21 protein-coding genes are annotated in these 22,816 nt (G+C 68.2%); 12 read left to right on the top strand and 9 right to left on the bottom strand.

The features are described 5' to 3' along the window. Positions 1-310: 310 nt before the first annotated feature. From F3087_RS25900 to F3087_RS25880, 5 genes are all read left to right on the top strand, one after another. The gene (locus tag F3087_RS25900) at positions 311-841 is read left to right on the top strand and encodes a GtrA family protein (protein WP_150404624.1); all 531 of its coding nucleotides are present in this window, start codon (positions 311-313) and stop codon (positions 839-841) included. Between the two features lie 5 nt (positions 842-846). After that, entirely contained in the window at positions 847-1,482 is a 636-nt protein-coding gene (locus F3087_RS25895) for a formylglycine-generating enzyme family protein (RefSeq protein ID WP_223885364.1), read from the top strand. Positions 1,483-1,648: 166 nt separating this feature from the next. Further along, the gene (locus tag F3087_RS25890; protein WP_150404622.1) at positions 1,649-2,617 is read left to right on the top strand and encodes an ATP-grasp domain-containing protein; all 969 of its coding nucleotides are present in this window, start codon (positions 1,649-1,651) and stop codon (positions 2,615-2,617) included. 146 nt (positions 2,618-2,763) lie between these two features. Further along, entirely contained in the window at positions 2,764-3,042 is a 279-nt protein-coding gene (locus F3087_RS25885) for a hypothetical protein (RefSeq protein ID WP_150404621.1), read from the top strand. Between the two features lie 66 nt (positions 3,043-3,108). Beyond that, positions 3,109-4,068 carry a helix-turn-helix transcriptional regulator gene (locus F3087_RS25880; protein WP_150404620.1) on the top strand — a complete coding sequence of 320 codons (960 nt, stop codon included), beginning with the start codon at positions 3,109-3,111 and terminating at the stop codon, positions 4,066-4,068. 96 nt (positions 4,069-4,164) lie between these two features. On the opposite strand, the gene F3087_RS25875 is transcribed toward F3087_RS25880, so the two are convergent. From F3087_RS25875 to F3087_RS25865, 3 genes are all read right to left on the bottom strand, one after another. After that, complete coding sequence (locus F3087_RS25875; RefSeq protein ID WP_150404619.1) at positions 4,165-4,695, bottom strand: hypothetical protein; 531 nt, start codon at positions 4,693-4,695, stop codon at positions 4,165-4,167. Positions 4,696-4,869: 174 nt separating this feature from the next. Next, entirely contained in the window at positions 4,870-8,562 is a 3,693-nt protein-coding gene (cobN, locus tag F3087_RS25870) for a cobaltochelatase subunit CobN (protein WP_150404618.1), read from the bottom strand. 156 nt (positions 8,563-8,718) lie between these two features. Beyond that, complete coding sequence (locus tag F3087_RS25865) at positions 8,719-9,312, bottom strand: TetR/AcrR family transcriptional regulator (RefSeq protein WP_223885334.1); 594 nt, start codon at positions 9,310-9,312, stop codon at positions 8,719-8,721. 105 nt (positions 9,313-9,417) lie between these two features. Here F3087_RS25865 and F3087_RS25860 point away from each other — a divergent pair, with 105 nt between their 5' ends. After that, a complete protein-coding gene (locus tag F3087_RS25860; RefSeq protein ID WP_150404617.1) occupies positions 9,418-10,974 on the top strand; it encodes an MFS transporter in 1,557 nt (518 codons plus the stop codon). A gap of 155 nt (positions 10,975-11,129) precedes the next feature. Here the strand turns inward: F3087_RS25860 and F3087_RS25855 are convergent, their stop codons facing one another. After that, positions 11,130-11,570: a nuclear transport factor 2 family protein gene (locus F3087_RS25855; protein WP_150404616.1), complete on the bottom strand. Its 441-nt coding sequence runs from the start codon at positions 11,568-11,570 to the stop codon at positions 11,130-11,132. A 108-nt stretch (positions 11,571-11,678) separates the two neighbouring features. Between F3087_RS25855 and cobG the strand changes: the two genes are divergently transcribed. After that, positions 11,679-12,878 (top strand): precorrin-3B synthase, encoded by a 1,200-nt coding sequence (gene cobG, locus F3087_RS25850; protein WP_150404615.1) that lies wholly within the window; start codon positions 11,679-11,681, stop codon positions 12,876-12,878. Positions 12,879-13,496: 618 nt separating this feature from the next. Here cobG and ddaH read toward each other — a convergent pair. After that, positions 13,497-14,339: a dimethylargininase gene (ddaH, locus tag F3087_RS25845; protein ID WP_223885333.1), complete on the bottom strand. Its 843-nt coding sequence runs from the start codon at positions 14,337-14,339 to the stop codon at positions 13,497-13,499. A gap of 138 nt (positions 14,340-14,477) precedes the next feature. On the opposite strand from ddaH, the gene F3087_RS25840 reads away from it, so the two are divergent. The 5 genes from F3087_RS25840 (at position 14,478) to F3087_RS25820 (ending at position 18,334) form a co-directional block, all read left to right on the top strand. After that, positions 14,478-14,915 carry an Lrp/AsnC family transcriptional regulator gene (locus tag F3087_RS25840; RefSeq protein ID WP_150404614.1) on the top strand — a complete coding sequence of 146 codons (438 nt, stop codon included), beginning with the start codon at positions 14,478-14,480 and terminating at the stop codon, positions 14,913-14,915. Between the two features lie 79 nt (positions 14,916-14,994). Then, positions 14,995-15,630: a precorrin-8X methylmutase gene (locus F3087_RS25835; RefSeq protein ID WP_150404613.1), complete on the top strand. Its 636-nt coding sequence runs from the start codon at positions 14,995-14,997 to the stop codon at positions 15,628-15,630. 8 nt (positions 15,631-15,638) lie between these two features. Beyond that, positions 15,639-17,432: a precorrin-3B C(17)-methyltransferase gene (gene cobJ, locus F3087_RS25830; RefSeq protein WP_150404612.1), complete on the top strand. Its 1,794-nt coding sequence runs from the start codon at positions 15,639-15,641 to the stop codon at positions 17,430-17,432. 32 nt (positions 17,433-17,464) lie between these two features. Continuing rightward, on the top strand, positions 17,465-17,731 hold the full coding sequence (locus F3087_RS25825) for a hypothetical protein (RefSeq protein ID WP_150404611.1): 267 nt from the start codon (positions 17,465-17,467) through the stop codon (positions 17,729-17,731). Between the two features lie 72 nt (positions 17,732-17,803). Then, positions 17,804-18,334, top strand: coding sequence for a PadR family transcriptional regulator (locus tag F3087_RS25820; protein WP_150404610.1), 531 nt, complete (start codon positions 17,804-17,806; stop codon positions 18,332-18,334). Here F3087_RS25820 and F3087_RS46725 read toward each other — a convergent pair. The 4 genes from F3087_RS46725 to F3087_RS25805 form a co-directional block, all read right to left on the bottom strand. Then, positions 18,320-19,060, bottom strand: coding sequence for a cobalt-precorrin-6A reductase (locus tag F3087_RS46725; protein WP_223885363.1), 741 nt, complete (start codon positions 19,058-19,060; stop codon positions 18,320-18,322). The genes F3087_RS25820 and F3087_RS46725 overlap by 15 nt on opposite strands. Continuing rightward, entirely contained in the window at positions 19,057-19,674 is a 618-nt protein-coding gene (locus F3087_RS46720; RefSeq protein ID WP_223885331.1) for a hypothetical protein, read from the bottom strand. Before F3087_RS46720 ends, F3087_RS46725 begins: the two co-directional genes overlap by 4 nt. Before the next feature lie 78 nt (positions 19,675-19,752). Then, positions 19,753-21,036: a precorrin-6y C5,15-methyltransferase (decarboxylating) subunit CbiE gene (cbiE, locus tag F3087_RS25810; RefSeq protein ID WP_150404609.1), complete on the bottom strand. Its 1,284-nt coding sequence runs from the start codon at positions 21,034-21,036 to the stop codon at positions 19,753-19,755. 88 nt (positions 21,037-21,124) lie between these two features. After that, a complete protein-coding gene (locus F3087_RS25805; protein ID WP_150404608.1) occupies positions 21,125-21,880 on the bottom strand; it encodes an SDR family NAD(P)-dependent oxidoreductase in 756 nt (251 codons plus the stop codon). Positions 21,881-22,816 lie beyond the last annotated feature (936 nt).

The following is a 22,816-nucleotide window of genomic DNA, read 5'->3' as shown; positions in this document are numbered from 1 at the left end:
TGATTTCCTCTGGGCCCCGGCCTCGATACATGAGGCTTTCATACTTCCGGCCGTTCGGCGCACCGAGCAACGCCGCGCACGGTGCGCATGCGTGCCCGTGCATCTGTACTAGCAGTGAACCGACCTGCTTGCACCGGAATCGCCGTCCGAAAGTCGTTCGCAGATAACGAAATAGCAACGCCGCCGCCGGAACGTGCCCAAACTGTTCCGCTCGTCGTCACCTGCCGCGCACCAAGAATTCGCCGCCGGGCCGCCGCCCGGCAACGGTCCGCCCGCTACTGCCGAGTTGCCCCTCGGATAGCCTGTCCCGATGTTCTTGGCCCAGATCGTCGCCGCTCGCGTGCCGAGCCGGATGCTGTCCGTGTTCGTGCGGAACGCGGAGTTGCTGAAATTCCTGACCGTCGGAGCAATCGCCTTCGTCACCACCATGGTGCTCTTCTTCGGGTTGAAATGGACTGTCCTGGAAGGCAAGCCGGTCACCGCGAACGTGGTCGCGGTATTGATCGCCACCGTGGTCTCCTACGTGCTGAACCGCGAGTGGGCGTTCACCGCGCGCGGCGGACGTGAGCGCCGTCACGAAGCGGCGCTGTTCTTCCTGGTGGCGAGCATCGGCATGGTGATCAACCAGCTGCCGCTGGCCGTGTCGAGCTACCTGTTCCAGCTGCGCACCCCGCACGTGTCGGTGGTGGTGGAGAACATCGCCGACTTCGTCAGCGCGACCATCATCGGCACGCTGCTGGCCACCGTCTTCCGCTGGTGGGCGATGCGCAAGTTCGTGTTCCCCGATCCGGTGCGGCCCGTGCTGGAACACGACGAGCCGGTCTCCGAGACGCGAGCCTGACCATGCTGGTCACCATCCCGGCGGGAACGGTGACGCTGTCGGATCGGCGCACCCAGCGCAGTTGGACGGTCGAGGTCGCGCCCTTCCGGATGGCGGCGGTCCCGGTCACACAGGAGCTGTACGAGCAGGTCACCGCGCAGCGGCCGAGCAGCAGCCGAGGCGACCGGCTGCCGGTCGACAGCGTCTCGTGGTGGGACACGCTGCGGTTCTGCAATGCCCTGTCGGCCCAGGAGGGCCTGACACCCGCGTATCGGCTCGACGACGAGAACGCCGCGTGGGACGACGCCGCCGACGGCTACCGGCTCCCCACCGAGGCCGAGTGGGAGCACGCGTGCCGCGCGGGCAGCACCGGACCGCGCTACGGCGAACTCGACGAAATCGCCTGGTACCGGGGAAATTCCGACGAACACGTGCACGAGGTCGGCGGTAAGCGCCCCAATGCGTGGGGCCTGCACGACATGCTCGGCAACACCTGGGACTGGTGCTGGGACATCTACGACGCCGAAATCTACGGCTCCTACCGGGTATTGCGCGGCGGCGGCTGGTTCGACGAGCACTGGAGCTGCCGCGCCTCGGTGCGCCGGCGCAGTCACCCGACGCTGCGCCTGGACGACGTCGGATTCCGGGTGGCGCGTTCCTGATCCGGGGTGATCCCGGACTTCGGTTGCAGCCGAATAGCTTTCGGCAAGCCGAAGGTCCGGTATGGTAACGATCAGGCCGGTGTGGCATCGGCCGTGGTCACCGCAGCGTCGCGGAGTGACACTGTCTCGATAGTGGATTCGCCCCGGCCGCAGGACGTGATGCACGATGCCAAGTAGCAGCGACGTCGTGGTGATGACCGATCAGAGCTCCGCCGAAGGCAGTTCGGCTCAGCTCGCCCGCGCCGTCGAACTGGTCACCGGCGCCGCACCGCTGATTCTCGACGCGCGACATTTCTACGACGGCGGCGATGGCGCGTTGCGACTCGACGGCCGGCTCGTGATCCCGTCCGAAGCGCTCGACGTGCAGCCGTCCGTGCTCATCGTCTACGAGATACCGCCGCACGATCGGAGTCGATTCACCCGTTTTCAAGCCGACGTCGCCCGTAGCGGCATTCCCTGCCTCGGCGCCGACGCGCAGGCGTGGCGAAATGCCACCGACAAGCGGCACACGGTCGATCGCTTCCGCGCCGCGGGCATCGCCCAGGCGGAGTCGCTCGTGCTCGATCGCCCGACCCTGGCCACCGCCCTGACCGCCTTCGACCGGCTCGGCCGCAACGTGTGGGCCCGGCCGGCCGTCGGCTTCGGCGGACGCGACGTCTTCCACATCACCACCGCGGCCCGACTGCACGCGGCGTGCGAGCACTACCGGCGCATCGGCAGCAGCTGGCTGCTCACCCGCGACGCGCACAACTTCGACGAACACGGCCGACGCCATCAATACCGCGTCGTCGTGCTCGGCGAGCGGGTGCTGCGGGTGTGCGAGCACGTCCAGACCGACCCGGACGCCCCCTGCAACGAATCACGCGGCGCGATCTCGACCGTGCTCGCGCCCGACGTCCTCCCCCAGCATCTCCGCGAACTCGCGGTGCGGGCGACAGCATCGGTCGGGCTACCGTTCGGCGGCGTCGATCTGGTGCCCGAACGCGGCGGCGCGGTGTTCGAGGTGAATGTGCATCCCGTGCTCGATGTTCCGCAGGGATTCGAAACGGTGGCCGTTCCGTTCGTGCTCGCGCACCTCACCGATGCCACGGTGAACGTCCCGGCGCGGCCGGAATCCGTGCGCCCACACCGCTGATCGGACATTCCAGACAGGTTCTTCCGTACGCTCCACGAAATCGTCGGCGCCGCACATACTGTCCGGTACAAGCATGGCTATCACCCAGACAACGCGCCAGTGGCGGCTCGAGCGGCCGCCACATCGACCCCGAAGCGAGCGTATTCATGGTCATCTTCGCTGTGCACGACGCCCTCCTCGCCCAGATCGGCAATCCGACCCCGGAAGCGCCGCCGGTCTCGGACAAGATCTTGCAGATGGTTCGCTACCTCACCTGGCTGGTGCTGTTGTCCGGGGTCTGCGGAATCACCTACGCCGGTGGACGTTTCGCGTGGGAGAAGTGGCAGGGCGGCCCGCTGGACTCGCCGAAGATGATCGCCGGGGCGATGATCGGCGGGGTGGTCGCCACGAGCGCGGGCACGATCATGAACGCCGTCGTCGGCTGAGCGCGAAGCCGGCACCCCGGACCATCGCGGAAGGCTCTCTTCCGCGATTGCTGCGATGATCGACGCATGTTGGAGACCTCCGCGCGACTGCTCCGGCTGCTGTCGCTGCTGCAACTGCATCGTGATTGGACCGGGCCGGTCCTGGCCGAGCGCCTCGGGGTGTCCACCCGCACCGTGCGCACCGATGTAGAGCGACTGCGGACCCTCGGCTACCCGGTGCATGCCACTCCCGGTGTGGCGGGCGGCTATCGGCTCGGCGCGGGCTCCGCGTTGCCGCCGCTGCTGCTCGATGACGACGAGGCCGTCGCGGTGGCGGTCGGGCTGGCCACCGCCGCCAACGGAGCGGTCACCGGGATCGAGGAGACCTCGGTGCGGGCGCTGGTGAAGTTGCAGCAGGTGTTGCCGTCGCGACTGCGTAATCGGGTGCAGGCGTTGACTTCCGCGACCGTGCACGTGCCCGGGGTAGGCAAGCCGACGGTCGACGCCGCCGTGCTCACCGCGGTCGCCGGCGCGATCCGCGCGAGCGAGCGATTGCGGTTCGACTACGAATCACATTCCGGCACACCGGCGCGTCGCGATGTGGAGCCACATCGGTTGGTGCACTGGCGCGGTCACTGGTATCTGGCGGCGTGGGATCCCGGACGCGGCGATTGGCGCACGTTCCGGGTGGATCGGATCACGCCGAAAACGCCGAACGGCCCGCGGTTCACGCCGCGCGAGGTGCCGGAGGCGGAGATCGCCGAGCGGGTGCAGCGCGGGGTGGGCGCGGCGACCTGGCGTTATCGTGCGGCGGTGCGGATGGCCGCGCCGGCCGAGGAGATCCGGGCGCGGCTTCCGGCGGCGGTGACGGTCGAGCCGGACGGGCCGGAACACTGTGTGGTGCAGGTGGGTTCGGATTCGCCGCAACTGCTCACGTACTACCTCGCGCTGGCCGATGTCGAGTTCGAGGTGCTGGACGCCCCCGAACTGGCCGACCAGCTGCTGGCGACCGCCGAGCGATTCCGCCGGGCGGCCGGTCCTCGATGAAACACCGGCGCAGCATAATTCGCCGATAAAGCGAAAGCCGACCGGACCGGCGGTATACGCCGATCGCGGCCGGGCGGTCACTTTCGTAATTCCCCGCTAGGGCTGGTTGGCGCCCGCGATGCCACCGATGATTCCGCCGATGATGCAGCCGGGGATGGCCCCGATAATGGCGAAGATCAGACCGATCAAGAACCCGATCGCACAGCCGATCAACACCCCGGCCACGGTGGTGCCCGCATCACCGATGAACTGCGGCGCACCCGGCTCCGGGCTGGCCGCACCGGCCGGCGTCAACGTCAAAGTGGTTGCGGCGGCGTTCACTTCCGGTGCGACCCGCACCTGCTGACCGGACACCGATTGCATCGTGGTCGGCACGGTGGCGACCACCGACCCGTCCGGCGCCAGCACGGAGACGCCCTGATCGGGCGTCAGCACGAACGTGCCGGAGGCCAGCGTGAGCGTCGCGCTCGAGTGGTCGGGCGCGACCGCCGCCGTGTAGGCGACACCGTGATCGACGCCGTTGAACGCGGCGTCGGCCACTTCGGCCTGACCGTGCGCGGTGGCGGCCGCGACGCCCGTAGCGGCAATGGTGAGCACCGCGGTTGCTACGAATTTCCTGATATTCATAAGGCTTTCCAATCATCTAACCGATTCGATTGGCGTTTCCCCGAAAACGGCCATGGAACACCCTCGATCATGCTCCCTTGGCGAGAGAGTTGTCGAGAGAATTCGGTAGATCGAATTGCCTTGCAAGATCAGGTAATTCGAACTCCCCCAATAATTGGGGGGTTGATTTTCGAGCTATTCCAATTCCCCTTCGGTCTCCAAGTAGACCTGACGCAACCGATCCAGCGTCGCCTGCTCCGGATGCTCCCACAGGTCCCGCTCGGCGGCCTCCAGCAGCCGCTCGGCAATGCCGTGCAGCGCCCACGGGTTGGACTGCTCCATGAACTTGCGGTTCACCTCGTCGAAAACGTAGCTCTCCGCGAGCTTCTCGTACATCCAGTCGGCGACCACGTTGGTGGTGGCGTCGTAGCCGAACAGATAGTCGACCGTCGCCGCCATCTCGAACGCGCCCTTGTAACCGTGCCTGCGCATGGCCTCGAGCCAGCGCGGGTTCACCACGCGGGCACGGAAGACCCGGGAGGTCTCCTCGGAGAGCGTGCGCGTGCGCACCGCGTCCGGGCGGGTGCTGTCGCCGATGTAGGCCTCGGGGTTCTTGCCGGTGAGCGCGCGCACGGTGGCGACCATGCCGCCGTGGAACTGGAAGTAGTCGTCGGAGTCGGCGATGTCGTGTTCGCGGGTGTCGGTGTTCTTGGCCGCCACCGCGATTCGGCGGTAGGCGGTGCGCATGTCGTCGGCGGCGGGTGCGCCGTCCAGGTCGCGCCCGTAGGCGTAGCCGCCCCAGGTGGTGTAGACCTGCGCGAGGTCGTCGTCGGTGCGCCAGCTCTTCGAATCGATGAGCTGCAACAGGCCCGCGCCGTAGGTGCCCGGCTTGGAACCGAAGATGCGGGTGGTGGCGCGGCGGGCGTCGCCGTGCTCGGCCAGGTCGGCCTCGGCATGCGCGCGAACGTAATTCGACTCGGCGGGCTCGTCGAGCTCGGCGACCATCCGCACCGCGTCGTCGAGCAGGGCGAGGACATGTGGGAAGGCGTCACGGAAGAAGCCGCTGATGCGCACCGTGACATCGATACGCGGACGGGCCAATTCGTCGAGCGAGATCACTTCCAGGGTGGTGACCCGGCGGCTCGCCTCGTCCCACACCGGCCGGACGCCCAGCAGCGCAAGAACTTCGGCGATGTCGTCGCCGGAGGTGCGCATCGCCGAGGTGCCCCACACCGACAGGCCCACCGAGCGCGGGTACTCGCCGTGATCGGCCAGATACCGCTCCAGCAGCGAATCCGCCATGGCCTGACCGGTTTCCCAGGCCAGGCGCGACGGGACGGCCTTCGGGTCGACGGAGTAGAAGTTGCGGCCGGTCGGCAGGACGTTGATCAGGCCGCGCAGCGGTGAACCGCTGGGGCCCGCGGGGATGAAGCCGCCGTTGAGGGCGTGCAGGACGCGGTCGACCTCGACCGTGGTCTGGCGCAGGCGCGGGACGACTTCGGTTGCGGCGAAACGGAGTACGGCGCGCACGTCGGCGAGCCGCGGGTCGGTGGTCAGGACCGCGTCCGCGGTGGCGAGGTCGGCGTGCGCGGCCGCGGACGACTGTGCGGCGGATCCGGAGCCGGCCGTGGCGAGGAGTGCGCCGGCGAACTCGTCGACGAGTCGGTCGACCGCTTCCGCCGACCAGTCGGCCGCCTGGAGCGCGGCGACGAGGCCCCGCGCCTGGCTCTCCACGACGTCGACTCGACCGCGCACCTCGGTGCCGGATTCGTCCAGCCCCAACGCTTCACGCAGGCCGGGCACGTTCCGCTCGCCGCCCCACAGCTGGCGGGCGCGCAGCATGGCAAGCACCAGGTCGACCTCGCTCTCACCCGCCGGCGCCTGGCCGAGGATGTGCAGGCCGTCGCGGATCTGCACATCCTTGATCTCGCACAGCCAGCCGTCGACGTGCAGCAGCATGTCGTCGAAGACGTCCTCATCCGGGCGTTCGGCCAGACCGAGGTCGTGGTCCATCTTGGCCGCGCGCATCAGCGTCCAGATCTGCTGGCGGATGGCGGGCAGTTTGGCCGGGTCGAGGGTGGAGATGTTGGCGTGCTCGTCGAGCAGCTGCTCCAAACGCGAGATGTCGCCGTAGCTTTCGGCGCGGGCCATCGGCGGGATCAGGTGGTCGACCAGGGTGGCGTGCGCGCGGCGCTTGGCCTGGGTGCCTTCGCCCGGGTCGTTGACCAGGAACGGGTAGATCAGCGGCAGGTCGCCGAGGGCGGCGTCGGTGCCGCAGGAGGCGGACATGCCGAGCGTCTTGCCGGGCAGCCACTCCAGGTTGCCGTGCTTGCCGAGGTGCACCATCGCGTCGGCGCCGAAACCTTCAGGGGCGCTGAGCCACCGATAAGCCGCCAGGTAATGATGGCTGGGCGGCAGATCCGGGTCGTGGTAAATCGCGACCGGGTTCTCGCCGAATCCGCGGGGCGGCTGCACCATCAGCACGACGTTGCCGAAACGCAGTGCGGCGATGACGATCTCGCCCTTCGGGTCCGCGGAACGGTCCACGTAGAGCTCGCCCGGCGGCGGGCCCCAGGACTCGACGATGGCCTCGCGCAGATCCTCGGGCAGGGTGTCGAACCACGCGGTGTAGGCCGCCGCGCTGATCCGGATCGGGTTGCCCTCCAGCTGTTCCGCGGTCAGCCAGTCCGGATCCTGGCCGCCCGCGGCGATGAGCGCGTGGATGAGCGCGTCGCCGTCCTGCTCGTCCAGGCCGGGGATCTCGCCGGGTGCGCCGAGGTCGTAACCGGCGGTGCGCATTTCGGTGAGCAGGCGGATCGCGCTGGCGGGGGTGTCGAGGCCGACCGCGTTGCCGATGCGGGCGTGCTTGGTCGGGTAGGCGGACAGCATCAGCGCGACGCGCTTGCGGTCGGCGGGGATGTGCCGCAGCCGGGCGTAGCGGGTCGCGATGCCGGCCACCCTGGCCGCGCGTTCGGCGTCCGGGACGTAGGTGGACAGGCCGTCGGCGTCGAACTCCTTGAAGGAGAACGGGACCGTGATGATCCGGCCGTCGAACTCGGGGACGGCGACCTGGGTCGCGACGTCGAGCGGGGACAGGCCGTCGTCGTTGGCCGCCCACTGGGCGCGGCCGCTGGTCAGGCAGAGGCCTTGCAGGATGGGCACATCCAGGTCGGCGAGCGCGCCGACGTCCCAGGCCTCGTCCTCGCCGCCGGCCGAGGCGGTGGCGGGCTTGGTGCCGCCCGCGGCGAGCACGGTCACCACCAGGGTGTCGGCTTGGCGCAGTGTCGCAAGCAGTTCCGGCTCGGCGGTGCGCAGCGAGGCGCAGTACAGCGGCAGTGCGCGTGCGCCGGCGGCCTCGATCGCGTGGCAGAGGGCGTCGATGTAGCCGGTGTTCCCGGCGAGATGCTGTGCGCGGTAGTAGATCACCGCGACGGTGGGCTGATCGGCGATCGGCTCGGCCGAAACCCGTTCCAGCACACCCCAGCTCGGCAGCTGCACCGGCGGCTCGAAGCCGTGGCCGGTGAGCAGGACCGTGTCGGAGAGGAAGTTGTGCAGTTGCCGCAGGTTTTCCGATCCGCCGGCGGCCAGGTAGTTGTGCGCGTCGGCGGCCACACCGCCGGGCACGGTCGAGCATTCCATCAGCTCGGCGTCCGGCGCGATCTCGCCGCCGAGCGCGACCATCGGGATGCCGCTGGCCCGGATCGCGTCGAGACCGTCCTCCCAGGCGCGCTTGCCGCCGAGGATGCGCACGATCACCAGATCGGCGCCGTCGAGCAGCGCGGGCAGGTCGTCCACGAGCAGTCGAGCGGGGTTGCCCCACCGGTACTCGGCGCCGCTCGCGCGGGCGCTCAGCAGATCGGTGTCGGACGTGGACAGCAGCAGAATCACAGGTGACGGCCTTCCTCGGGTTACGCGCCCATCGGGGTTGCTGCTCAGCGGAGAGGGTCTGGCTTTTCACAGTGGCGCGACCGCACCGGATTTCCACCGGTTTCCTCGTCGCCCGCCGAGCATGCAGATGCTACCTGCCGTGCCGCGCGGGTCGGTTCAGGCGGTCGCCGCGCGGGCCGCGAGGAAGTCGTCGACGATGCGGACGCAGTCGGCGGGGGTGGCGTGCTCGATGCCGATCAGTTTGGCGAACACGATCGGGCCGACCAGTTGGGTGAGTGCGAGTTCGAGGTCGAATTCGCCGAGCTGGGCGCGGACTTCGGGGGTGTCGAGCAGGTCGTCGAAGGGTTGGCGGTACTGCTGGAGCAGTCGATGCCGCAGCGACGACAGCGCGGGACCGGTGTCGCCGTGCTCGGTGCCGGTGGCCAGCCAGGCGAGAGTGGACAGTTGCAGCGGCGCCTCGTTCACGACTTCGGCTTGCCTGCTGAGCAATTCGATCAGGCGGTCGCGCAGCGGCCCGGCCGGCGGCGCGTCGATGACCGGCGGCAGCAGGCGTTCGAGGGTGGCGGCGCGCAGGTGCATGGCGTTGTCGAAATGCCGGTACAGCGTGGTTTTGGCGACCTTGGAGGCGCGGGTCACCGCCTCGATGGTGACCGCCTCGACGCCACCGGATTTCAGCAACGCGGCCGCGGCGTCGAGCAGCCGGGCGCGGGAACGCACCTTGCGCGGGTCGACGTCCTCTGTCGGGGTCATGGGTCGAAGCATTCCTTTTCTGCCGGGGCTATCGCCACTCACCAGACTTATGCTACTGATAGTAGCGTAGCGATACTGGTAGTTCTGTTACGTCAGGAGGGCTCGATGGATTCCGAGCGGTTGTCCGCGGCCCAGCGGTGGATGCTGGGGCTCTCCTGTTCCGCGGTGGCGTTGGTGGTCGCGTCGATGGCGGCGTTGTATACGGCGTTGCCGGAGATCGCGACGGCTACCGGTGCGTCGCAGCAGCAGCTGACCTGGATCGTGGACGGGTACACGTTGGCGTTGGCCTGCCTGGTGTTGCCGGCGGGGGCGCTCGGGGATCGGTATGGGCGGCGGGTGGTGCTGGTCGTCGGGTTGTTCGTGTTCGCGTTGGCTTCGGCCGCGCCGCTGGTTTTCGACAGTCCGAGCTGGTTGATCGGGTCGCGGGCGGTTGCCGGGGTGGGCGCGGCGTTGGTGATGCCGTCGACGTTGTCGTTGCTGACCGCTGGGTTTCCGGAGTCGCGGCGGGGTAATGCGGTTGGGCTGTGGGCCGGGGTCGCGGGGGCGGGCGCGGTGCTCGGGATCGTCGGATCGGGGTTGCTGCTCGAGCGGTGGTCGTGGGTGTCGATATTTCTTGCCATGGCGGTGGCCGGGGTGGTGCTGATGATCGCCGGGTGCACGATTCCCGAATCGGTCGATCAGGAGCGGCCTGCGCTGGATCTGTGGGGTGCGGTGACGTCGGCGGCGGCGGTCGGGTTGATCGTGGTGGCGGCGATCGAAGCGCCCGCGCGGGGGTGGGCGGATCCGTTGGTGATCGCGGCGTTCGTCGGCGGGGTGGTCGCGGCGGGGATCTTCACCGTGGTCGAATTCCGGGTCGCGCATCCGCTTTTGGATGTCCGGCTGTTCGCCAGGCGTGGATTCGCGGCGGGGACGATGTCGGTGACCGTCCAATTCCTGGTCACCTTCGGGGTTTTCATGCTGCTGGTGCAGTTCTTGCAGTTGATTCTCGGGTATCGGCCGTTGGTGTCGGCGTTGGCGATGGCGCCGATGGTTGTTCCGCTGGTGGCGATTTCGGCGGTCGCGCCGTGGGTGGCCGAGCGGGTCGGGTTGCGGTTGCCGACGTTCGCCGGGCTGGTTGTGCTCGGGGCCGGGTTGATCGCGGTGTCCCGGCTGACCGTCGACAGTAGTTATTTCGATCTGCTGTGGCCGTTGCTGGTGATGAGCACCGGGCTCGGAATGTGCACTGCCCCGGCGACTGCCGCGATCATCGCGGGGACGCCGGTCGAAAAGCACGGTGTCGCAGCGGCGGTCAACGATGCGGCTCGGGAGATCGGGGCCGCGATCGGGATTGCGGTGGCGGGCAGCATTCTTGCCGCGGGATATTCCGATCGGATCGCGCCCGCGCTCCCCCGGCTGCCCGAGGCGGCGCGTGGGCCGGTGTCCGATTCGCTCGCTGCGGCATTGCAAGTCGCCGATCGGGTGGGGCCGCAGGCGCAGCCGCTGGTCGAGTTCGCCAAAGGGGCGTTCATTCATGGTGCGCAGCAGTCTTGCCTTGCGCTGGGGTATTTGGCGTTCGGTGCGGCTGTGCTCGTTGGTATTTGGGTGCCGGGGCGGGCTCGGGGAAGCGTGGATGACGGTCCGACGCCGGAGCTGGCGGCGACAAGCGTGGCCGGTGAGCGCTGACCCGATCGGTCAGGGCCCATGTCGGAATTCGATTCGGATGAGCCTGCGCGACAGTCGGAGTCGAATCGGCTCGCGGCAGGTTCGGTAGCATCAAAGCGGACGAATGCGCGGTCGCGTCGGCGCCCGGAGTGAGTGCCGATGCGACCGCGACCAGGTCAGGTCAAGTCGGCGTTCCCGTCGATGACCTTGAGGTGGTAGTGGAACTTGTTGACCCGCCAACCATTCGGGGTACGCTCGGTGGCGATGTCGTAGCTGCCGACGAACGTGCGGGTCTTGCCGTTGGTAGCGGAGTTCTTCACGTGCACGGCGATCGCGTCGGCGTGCACCGTGGCCGTGTCGTCGGCCAGATCGATCAGATGGTTACCGGACTGATGATGGACCTCGTCCAGATCGCCGAGCCCGACCTTCCAGTCCTCGACGATGTCGGCGGCGTCACGTTCGCCGACCGGCCCGCCGAACCCGCCGTCGAAATCGACCTTCGGCGTGAAAACCGCGTCGACCAGGTCCTGCCAGCGGCCTTGATCGGTGTAGACGAACATCCGGGTGACCACATCGATGATCGCGAGCCGATCTGCCAGGGTAGAGATTTCAGACATATGTCTCACATTAGCGATCGCCCCACAGCCGCACATCTTCTTATTTCCCGCACACCGAATCGCCGCGCTGACACGTGCGCGGATGCCAGTACGTACCCTGGTTGGACTATGACTCGACGGGTTCCGGATTCTTGTCCCGGTGTGCTGCGGCTGCATGAGGCGGCTGATGGGCCGTTGGCGCGGGTCAGGGTGCCCGGTGGGCAGGTGAAGCCGGGGCAGTTGGTGGTGTTGGCGGAGGCGGCGCGGGAGCTCGGGGACGGGAATATCGAGCTGACGTCGCGCGGGAACATTCAGTTGCGGCAGGTGCGGGACGCGGGTGAGTTGACGGGGCGGCTCGAGGCGGCGGGGTTGCTGCCGAGCCACAGTCACGAGCGGGTGCGCAATATTGTCGCGTCGCCGTTGTCCGGACGGATCGGTGGTTCGGCGGATGTGCACGGGCTGGTTCCGGTCCTCGATGCCGGGTTGCTGGCCGGTCCGCGACTGGCCGAGTTGCCTGGGCGGGTGTTGTTCACGCTGGACGACGGGCGCGGGGACGTCAGTGGTCTCGGCGGCGATATCGGCGTACATGCCACGGGGACAGACGAATTCGCCCTGATACTGGCCGGGCGTGATTCCGGTATTCGGATCTCGGCGGCCGACGCGGTGGATGTCATGCTCGCCGCCGCACACGGATTCCTCGACCTGCGCGGTGACGAGGCGGGCCGGTGGCGGCTGCACGAAATCGAGAACGGGGCCGATCAGGTCGCCGAACTACTCGGCCTCAACCGCGCCGCCGATCGTGTGGAACTCACTGCGGCCCAGAATATTCCGATCGGCTGGCTGGACCAGGACAACGGCTTGGTCGCCCTGGGCGCCGGTGTCCGCCTCGGCTCCCTCCCCGCCCGCACGGCCGAATTCATCGCCGCCGTCGAACGCCCCGTCTTCATCACCCCCTGGCGCAGCCTCGTCCTCCCCGACCTGGACGAATGGACCGCCGAACAAGTCGTCCGAGTACTGGCCCCCATGGACCTCATCTTCGACGCCAACTCCCCCTGGCTCCAGGTCAGCGCCTGCGCAGGCCGCCCAGGCTGCGCGAAGTCCCTCACCGACGTCCGCGCCGACGCAACCGCCGCCGTCGAATCCGGCCGAGTCCTCCCCCCAACCCCCAATCCCCGCACCCACCAAGACATCCCAATACTCCCCGCAAACGAACTAACCGTCGCAGGCCGCCAACACTGGTCCGGCTGCGACCGCCGCTGCGGCCGCCCCCAAACCCCCGCCACCGACGTCATAGCCACCGAATCCGGCTACCGCCAGTCCTCGACGTAGACACCCGACCTTCGCCAGCCCGACTGCAGGGCCGCTGATTTGACGCATCTGCACACAGCATCGGCCCACGAAAGTTAGAGGCTGCGACCACCCCCAGGCACCGTCGCTGACGTCGTGGCCACCGAATTTGACCATCGCCAGCCCTCAACGAAGACGCCCTAACCTTGCCAGTCCGACTGTGGAGCAGCCAATTTGGCGGATCTGCATATGCAGCAACAACCCACGAAGGTAGCGGCTGCGACCACTCCGAGGCACCCCGATCGACGTCGTGCTCGCCGGCGGTCTCTGAAGTCAACGACCGACCTGACCGACATCGGGCGGAAAGTGGCCATGCGCTCGACACGCCACCGGAACGCGGAATGAAAAGGGCGCGAAGGCAAGTCATGCTCCGCAGCTTTGACGCCGAGCGCGCGTAAGAGCGAGCCGCCGTCCGGCGCGACGCAGGATCCGTCGGTGTTCATGGTCAACGGCACATGGTGGCGGCGGCGCCCGGCAGCGGGCCGCGACCATGTGCCGTTGGTCAGGAAACGCTGCGCACCACCGGGCGTTTCCGTGATCAACGGGATGCGGTCGCGGAGGTGGCGGCTCGCCGCGACCGTGTCCCGTTGGGAGAAGCGGCTACTCGTGGATTTCCAGGGTGCAGCACTTGACGCTGCCGCCGGCCTTGAGGAGCTCGGACATGTCGATGCCGATGGGGTTGTAGTCGCGGGCGCGCAGTTCTTCGGACAGGGCGGTGGCCTTGTCGCTGAGGAAGACGTTGAGGCCGTCGGAGACGCCGTTCAAGCCGAGGACCTCGGCGTCGGCGTCGGTGGCGACGATGGCGTCGGGATAGAGGTCGGTGAGCACGGCCTGGCTGGCGGGGCTGAAGGCCGGGGGGAAGTAGGCGATGGTGGTCGGGTCGAGGGGCAGCAGGACGGTGTCGAGGTGGTAGAAGCGCGGGTCGACCAGCTCGAGGGACACCACCTCGCGGGAAAAGTGTTGCGCCACTTCCTGGTGCGCGGCGGGCGAGCTGCGGAAGCCCATGCCGGCCAGCATCCGGTCGCCGACCAGGAGGAAGTCGCCTTCGCCCTCGTTGATCTCCTGGGCGTCGACCAGTCCGGCGAGGCCGTGCTGGGCGAACCAGTTGTGATAGGCCGGGCCCTCGGCGGCCCGCTCGACGTGGGTGAACCGGGCCGACATCGCGCGGTCACCGACGATGAGGCCGCCGTTGGCCGCGAACACCATGTCGGGCAGGCCGGGGACGCCGGGCACCACGTCGACCTTGTGCCCGTACTCCTCGTAGGTCGCGCGCAGGGTTTCCCACTGCAACAGGGCGAGGGCGGGATCGACCGGTGCGTCCGGATCCATCCACGGATTGATGCAGTAGGTGACGTCGAAGTAGTCCGGACGGCACATGACGAACCGTCGCGGCGACGGCTTACGGGTGGTGGACTCGGCGCGGAGCGTGGCTACGGAGGTCAACGTGTCTCCCGGTGGGTCGGCGCGAACTTGCTGCTCACACGACGGTAATTCGCCTACTATTGCGCCAGGAACAACGAATCGTTGCGCATTTGGGCCCCGGAACATCGAATCATTGCGTAGCACAGAGGAAGGTGTGACGTGGACGACATCGACCGGCGGATTCTGGAGCACCTGCTCAGACAGGCACGGGCCTCGTTCCAGGAAATCGGCAGCGCGGTCGGGCTCACCGCACCCGCGGTCAAACGGCGCGTCGACAAGATGGTCGCGAGCAAGCAGATCACCGGTTTCACCGCGCTGGTGAACCCGGCGGCGATGGGCTGGAAGACCGAGGCGTACGTCGAGGTGTACTACCGCGACAACATCTCCCCCGCCGAACTGCGCCGCACCCTGGAACCGATCCCGCAGATCGTCGGCGTGTGGACGATCGCCGGCGAGGCCGATGCCCTGGTGCACGTCATGGCCACCGACATGGCCGAAATCGAGGTCACCGTCGAACGCATCCGGGAGAACGCCCGCGTCGGCCGCACCCGCAGCTCGATCGTCATGTCCCGCATCCTCGAACGCCCCCGCACCTGATCGCTGCCGCAAACGCCGGCGGGATCCTCCGGCGACCCGCGCCGACCTGGCCGGGAACCCACCTCTTAGGGTGGAGCGCATGTCCGACGTGCGCGCCAGCTACCTCACCGACGGGGCCGAGATCTATCGGCGCTCGTTCGCGATGATCCGCGCCGAGGCGGATCTCAGCGGATTTCCGCCGGACGTGGCGCAGGTGGTGGTGCGGATGATCCACGGCTGCGGTCAGGTGGATCTGGCCGAGGACGTGGCGTTTTCGCCGGGCGTGGTGGCTTCGGCGCGGGCGGCGTTGCGGGCGGGGGCGCCGATTCTGTGTGATGCGAACATGGTCGCCTCCGGGGTGACGCGTAAGCGGTTGCCTGCCGACAATCCGGTGCTCTGCACGCTCACCGATCCGCGGGTGCCGGAACTCGCTGCGACGCTGGGCAATACGCGCTCCGCGGCGGCGCTAGAGCTGTGGCGGGAACATCTCGGCGGTGCCGTCGTCGCCATCGGGAACGCGCCGACCGCGTTGTTCCATCTGCTCGACATGATCGACGCGGGCGCTCCTCGCCCCGCTGCCATCCTGGGTATTCCGGTCGGCTTCATCGGTGCGGCGGAGTCCAAGGATGCGCTGATCGATTTCGGTGCTATCGAGTATTTGACCGTTCGCGGCCGACGGGGTGGCAGTGCGATCACCGCGTCGGCGCTGAATGCGATTGCGAGCGAACAGGAATGACGAACGGTATGCAGTCTGGCGCTGACCGCGCCGTGCGCGTTGACAGCAGCACGAACGACACGATTATCGCGCCATCGATCGACGGTTCAGATGCGCTGCCGGTGAACACTCCTGAGCCCGCGGCAAGCGAATCACGAACGGCGCCAGGGAAGTTGTGGGGTGTCGGGCTCGGCCCCGGCGATCCCGAGCTGGTCACGGTGAAGGCGGCGCGGATCATCGGCCAGGCCGATGTGATCGCGTTCCACAGCGCACGGCATGGGCGGAGCATCTCCAAAGGGATTGCCGCGCCGTACATGCGAGCCGGGCAGTTGGAGGAACACCTCGTCTATCCGGTGACTACCGAGACCACCGATCATCCCGGCGGTTATCAGGGTGCGATCGATGAGTTCTATGAGCAGGCGGCCGAGCGACTGGCCGGGCACCTGGCGGCAGGGCGTTCGGTGGCGCTGCTCGCCGCGGGTGACCCGCTGTTCTACAGCTCCTACATGCACATGCACCGGCGGTTGGCCGATCGGTTCGAGGCGGAGATCATTCCGGGCATCACCTCGGTGAGCGCGGCGTCGGCGGCGCTCGGCACCCCGCTGGTCGAGGGTGAACAGGTACTGACCATCCTGCCGGGCACCATGCCCGTCGACGAACTCACCCGCCGGCTCCGCGACACCGAGGCCGCCGCCATCATGAAGCTCGGACGCACCTACCCCGGTGTGCGCCAAGCTCTTTCGGACTCCGGCCGGCTCGATGACGCGTACTACATCGAACGCGCCAGCAGCACTCGCCAGCGAGTCATGCGCGCGGGCGACGTCGACGACGCGGACGTCCCTTACTTCTCCATCACGCTCGTCCCCGGCCCGACGCCGACCACCCCGCTCCCCCGCGCCAAAGCAGAACCTACTGCGGTGTACCAGGACTCGAAAACCCACGAATCCCGCTCAGCAGCAAAACATCTCGCCACACAGCCAGAAAACGGTGCCGCCGACCAGCCCGACGCCCAAGGCAGCATTGCCGACCGGAAAGCCGCACCGGACAACCTTCCCGGTCAGGTCGTCGTCGTCGGACTCGGCCCCGGTGCGACCGAGTGGACGACGACTGAGGTGCACGAAGCACTCGCTGACGCAACGGATCTCGTCGGTTACACGACTTACTTGAACCGGGTTCCCGAACGCCCCGGCCAGCGCAGGCACGCCAGCGACAACCGCGTCGAGTCCGAGCGCGCCGCCATGGCGTTGGACTTGGCCAGCCGAGGCGCGCGGGTCGTGGTCGTCTCATCAGGCGATCCCGGCGTGTTCGCGATGGCGGCGGCGGTACTCGAGGAGGCCACGGATCCCCAGTGGAGCGGCGTGCCGGTGCGGGTGCTGCCGGGCATGACCGCGGCCAACGCGGTGGCCAGCCGGGTCGGCGCGCCGCTGGGACACGACTACGCGATGATCTCCCTCTCGGATCGCCTGAAGCCGTGGGAGGTTGTCGCCCAACGCCTTTCCGCCGTGGCCGCCGCCGATATGGCGATCGCGATCTACAACCCCGCCTCCTCGCAGCGCACCTGGCAGGTCGGCGCCATGCGTGACCTGCTGCTCGAGCATCGCAAGCCGGACACGCCCGTGGTGGTCGGCCGCGACGTGGGCGGCCCGACCGAGTCCGTGCGGGTGGTGCAGCTCGGCGAACTCGACCCGGCCGAGGTCGACATGCGCACCCTGCTGATCATCGGCGCGTCGACCACGGCGGCAGTGGAAACCGACCAGGGGGTCCGCGTTTACACCTCGCGACGCTACGCACGCACAGGCGACGCACCCTCGCCCGACGCGTAAGATCTCCTGACGCACTGACGATTGGAGGGATCTTGGCCGCGACACTGTCGGAGCTGACGCTGCGCGCCCGAGCCCTGGAGGCCCGAGCCACCGCCGGCGAACAAGCACTCGACGAGCAGGGTGACGTCCTCAGCGAACTCGCGGCACTCACCAGGAAAGCGCTCGACGGCATCGACCGGATCGAGGAGCGGACCGAGAAGATCGAGGAAGACCTCGTCGAACTGCGCCTGGGTCAGGCGCGCTTGGAAGAGGGCATGGCGCTGGTGCTGGCCCGTCTCGACCAGCTGGCCGGAAAGTAGGCCGGCCGCCGATCCGGCGCACGTTCGTATAACATTCCATTATGGAAGGTTGAAGGCGAAGGGAGCAGTCGGTTGACGAACACCGCGACCAGCCGCAAGCCGTTGAACTCCACGGCCGCGTCGCTGCTCGGATTTCTGCACGAAGGACCGATGTCCGGCTGGGACCTGGTGGCCAAGGCCCAGGACCGCATCGGGGACTTCTGGACGATCACGCAAAGCCAGGTCTACCGCGAACTCGCCTCGATGGACGCGGCCGGCCTGGTCGAAAAGGGCGCGCCGGGCGCCCGCGAGCGCACGCCCTACCTGATCACCGATGCCGGACGAGAAGTGTTCCTGGAGTGGATCGCTCGCGACCCCGGCGGCGAGAACATCCGCTTCCCACTGCTGTTGACGCTCTCCTTCGGCGACCACCTCGATCGCCCGCACCTCGATCGAATCATCGCCGCCAACCGGGAGATTCACCAGACGCGGCTCAGCAAGTACCTCGACGAGGACCCCACCGACCTGCCCGCCTTCGCCCGCGCCACCCTGGATTTCGGCATCGGCTACGAACGCGCGGTGCTCGATTGGTTCGATCGCCTGCCCGAGCTACTCGGCAGCTGAGCTCAGCCAGTCCCATACCTGCGCAACGTTTTCCATGATCGCCGCACCCTCGGGAAGCGGGGGGCGGTCGATCATGACGACGGGCAGTCCCGCCCGGCGGGCGGCGGTCAGCTTGGCATCGGTTTGATCGCCGCCGCTGTCCTTGGTGACGAGCACATCGATGCGGCGGTCCACCAGCAGCTGGACCTCCTCCTCGATCGCGAAAGGTCCACGAGCAAGCAGTAATTCGTGCTGCGGCGGAAGCGTGCCCGCTGGTGGATCGATGGCGCGGATCAGAAACCACTGGCTGGTCAGTCCGGCGAAGGTACCGACGCCCTGACGGCCGATGGTCAGGAAGATCCGATTCCCCAGTTCCGCAACGGTCTTCGCCGCGGCGGCGAGATCGGGTACCCGAATCCACCGATCGCCGTGCTGCTCCAACCAGCCGGGCCGCCGCAGCTGCACGAGCGGCAAGCGCAGATCCGCCGCGGCCGCAGCGGCATTCGCGCTGATGATGCCCGCGAACGGATGGGTGGCGTCGACCACGGTGTCGATCCCGTTGTCCACCAGCCATTTCCGCAGTCCCTCGACCCCACCGAAACCGCCGACGCGCACCGCGCCGACCGGCAGCAAGGGGTCACGAACGCGACCGGCGAGCGAGGAGACGATATCGAATCCTCGCTCGCCGGCAGCGATGGCGGCCAGTTCCCGGGCTTCCCGGGTACCGCCCAGAATCAGGGTTTTCAGGGCTGGCCGCTGAAGTAGGCGATGCCCGCGTTCAGCAGCGACGGCCCGCCCGCGACGGCGAGGCCGATGATCGCGCCGAGCACCGCACCGGGCAGGATCCCGACGCCGAAGAACAGGATTCCGACTGCGGCGCCGATCAATCCGCCGACCAGCGCACCGAGCGAGGCCCGCTGCAATTCGGCGAAGAACCAGTCCTGCGCGCCGATGAACTCGGCGGCGACCGGCGCGTTCGCGTTCGGCGCGACCTTCGGGGTCAGGGTCAGCTGCTTGGCGTCGTCGGCGATGGCGGCGGCGATCTCCACCTGCTCGCCCTTGACCGGCTGGGTCAGCGGGATGCTGGTGACGGTCTGGCCCGCGGCGTTGGTCAGGGTGACCGACTGCTTGTCGGCGGCCAGGCTGAACGCACCGCCGGTGACGCTGGTGACGACGGACTTGCCCGCGTCGGCCAGCTGCAACGCGTAGCTGACGCCCTGGTCCTCGCCCTTGACGGACGGGACGGCGGCGGTCTGATCCTGCGCGGCGGGCGGCGTGGGCGCGGCGTACACGGTGCCCGCGCTGACTCCGGTGGCGGCGATGGCCAGAAGGGCGGTGGCGGCGAACTTCTTGTATTTCATCTATCTCCCCATCAGGAACCGGATCTCCGATCATGACCGGAACTCGGCCCCGACCCTACCCGCAGAAGTGAACCCGTTTCATTCGTGGACCTCATTTCGGGGGTCCGCACTGTGCAGTTTCACAACTGAAAATTGCGTGACGGGCAGTTGCGGGCGCCAGGTCGTGAAAGATCCCAGCGGCTCCGCGCGATAGATCTGGAATTTCCGCAATGTGCCGCCGTGTGCGGCCGCCCAGCTGAGCAGCAGTGATTCGGATTCCGCGGTCACCGCGTTCACCACGAGCCGGCCGCCCTGTCGCAGGTGCGACCAACATGTCTCGAATAGGCCAGGCTGGGTGAGTCCGCCGCCGATGAAAATGGCGTCGGGAGCGGAGGACTCGGTGGGCGGCAATTCCACCGCCTGACTCAGCTCTGCGGCGGCCTCGCCGCGCACCACGATGTTCGGGACGCCGAGCGCGGTCGCGTTATCGATGATTTGCTGCCGTCGGTGTTCGAGACGTTCGAAAGTGATTGCGCGGCAGGTGGGGTGGGTGCGGCACCATTCGATGGCGATGCTGCCCGAGCCGCCGCCGATATCCCACAAAAGTTCGCCGGGGGCCGGGGCCAGCGCGGCCAGGGTCAGGGCGCGCACCTCGTTCTTGGTGAGTTGACCGTCGCCGGCGAACAGTTCGTCCGGCAGGCCGGGCAGTCGCGTCGCACGAATGTGGTCCGGGTCGGCGACGCATTCGATCGCGACGATGTTCAGCGAATCGCCGGCCGGACGCTGCCACTGCTCGGCAATGCCCGCCTCGACGCGCTCCGCCGGACCACCCAACTGCTCCAGCACGGTCAGCGCCGAACCGCCGAACCCATTGCGCCCCAGCAACTCCGCAAGCCGGCCCGGCGTCTGTTCATCGGCACTGAGCACCATGACCCGCCGACCATCGGCCAACTCCGGAATCACCGTCTCCAACGCGCGTCCCACCACGCTGACCACCGGCGTCTCCGCGACTCCCCACCCTAATCTGGCGCACGCCAGCGAAACCGACGACGGTTGCGGCAACACCCGAAGCGACTCCGCACCCAGCAACCGCGCCAACGTCACCCCGATCCCATAGAACATCGGATCCCCGCTGGCCAGCACGCACACCCGCGCCCCGGCGTACCGCTCGAACAACCCAGGCAGCGCAGGCACCAACGGCGACGGCCACGGCACCCGCTCCCCCACCGAATCATGCTCCGGCACAAGCGAAATCTGCCGCGCAGACCCGAAAACCACCTCGGCAGTAGCGATCGCTTCCCGCGCCGACCGTCCGAGCCCCTCCCACCCGTCAGCCCCGATCCCGACCACCACGACCGGCGGACCGGACCACAAACCCGTCATCGCGACCCACCTCGGAGCGCGTCCAGCGCCCCACCGTTCATCGGCGCAGACTCGCGCCCTGCCCGGCCCGAACCTCCCGGCCGGACACTCACCGGGGCATCCGGCGCCAGATCGCTTGGGGCAGTAGACGCATGCCGAAGAACACCGGGCGGAGGATGCGGGGCGTCCAGACGACTCCGGCGCGCTTGTGCAGTCCCTTGACCACGGCGGCGGCGACTTGGTCCGGTGTGCTGGAGAACGGGGCCGGGTCCATGCCCTCGGTCATCCGGCCGATGACGAAGCCGGTGCGCACCAGGAGGAGATGAACGCCGGTGCCGTACAACGCATCCGCGAGTCCGCTGGCGAAACCGTCGAGGCCGGCCTTCGCCGATCCGTAGACGTAGTTGGCTCGGCGGACGCGCACGCCGGCGACCGAGCTGAAGACGACGAGCTGTCCTTCTCCTTGCGCGCGAAGGAGATTCGCGAGGGTGGTGAGCACGCTGACCTGGGCTACGTAGTCGGTCTGCACCACGGCGATCGCGTGCGCCGGGTCCTGTTCGGCCCGCGCCTGATCGCCGAGCACGCCGAACGCGAGCACGGCCACGCCGATCTGCCCGTATTCGGACGCGATCTTCTCCAGGAAGGCCGGATGGGCGGCGGTGTCGTCGGCGTCGAACTCCACGCAGTGCACGGCCGCCGCGCCGCCCTCGGTCAACGCCGCGACCTGCTCGCTCAGGTCCCCGCTACGCCGCGCCGCGAGGATGACCACCTGCCCCGGCGCCAGCCGCCGCGCCACCTCGAGCCCGATTTCGCTGCGCCCGCCGAGCAGCAGCACCGTCCCCTCCGCAATCCCGCGCAATCCCATGCCCTAAGTCTGTCATTCCACCCCCGCCCACCCACCACACCCCACGCCCAACGGGACCCCACCGCCCCCTACCCGAGTGCACCCTCCGTGAAGGCCCCAATGACCACGCCACGATTCACCAAGCGGGTCACCACAGAGCCAAACCATGAGCACGACCACCGTGAAGCCCCGTTGGCCACGCCCCGATTCACCGAACGGGACAATACCGGGCCGAAACACGAGTGCGACCACCGTGAAGTCCCGTTAGCCACACCGCGGCTCACCGAGTGGGACTCCACAGCGGGACCTCCCGCGTTCTACCGCCACGGTGGGCACTCGTTCCCGATCCGACTGGCGGCACCGAGAACGGCCGCGACCAAGCGAGACGGGAGTCATCGCTTCCGAGTTCAACCGCCGTCCCCTGCCGACTGGATCACCACCGAGCCAAATCGCGAGTGCGACCACCGTGAAGTCCCGTTGAGCACGCCGCGATTCACCGAGTGGGCCATCACCGAGCCATTCCCCAGGCGCCACCATCGTGAAGTCCCGTTGCACGCGCCACGACTCAGCGAGCGGGACGCCACCGCGAGACACCCGCACTTTGTCACTGTCGTGGGCCACTCATTCCCGACTCGACAAGCGGCACCGCGACCGGAGTCGTTGCGCCCGAGTGCAACCACCGCTGCGATCCAACGGGACACCACCGCGCCATTTCGCGAGTGCAACCACGATGAAGTCCCTTTGACCACACCACGACTTACCGAGCGGGACACCACCGGGCCAAAACGCGAGTGCGACCACCGTGAAGTCCCGTTGAGCACGCCGCGACTCAGCGAGCGGGACACCGTTGCGGGATCCTCGGGCGTTGCCACCGTGGTGTCCCACTCGTTCGACATTTGCCGCCCATACAGGGGCGTCCGGTGCGGCGGGCGCGGCGTCCCTGTGGGTGTGCAACGG

Source organism: Nocardia colli, from assembly GCF_008704205.1.
Classification (GTDB): domain Bacteria; phylum Actinomycetota; class Actinomycetes; order Mycobacteriales; family Mycobacteriaceae; genus Nocardia; species Nocardia colli.
This window is presented reverse-complemented; position numbering and strand designations above follow the sequence as displayed.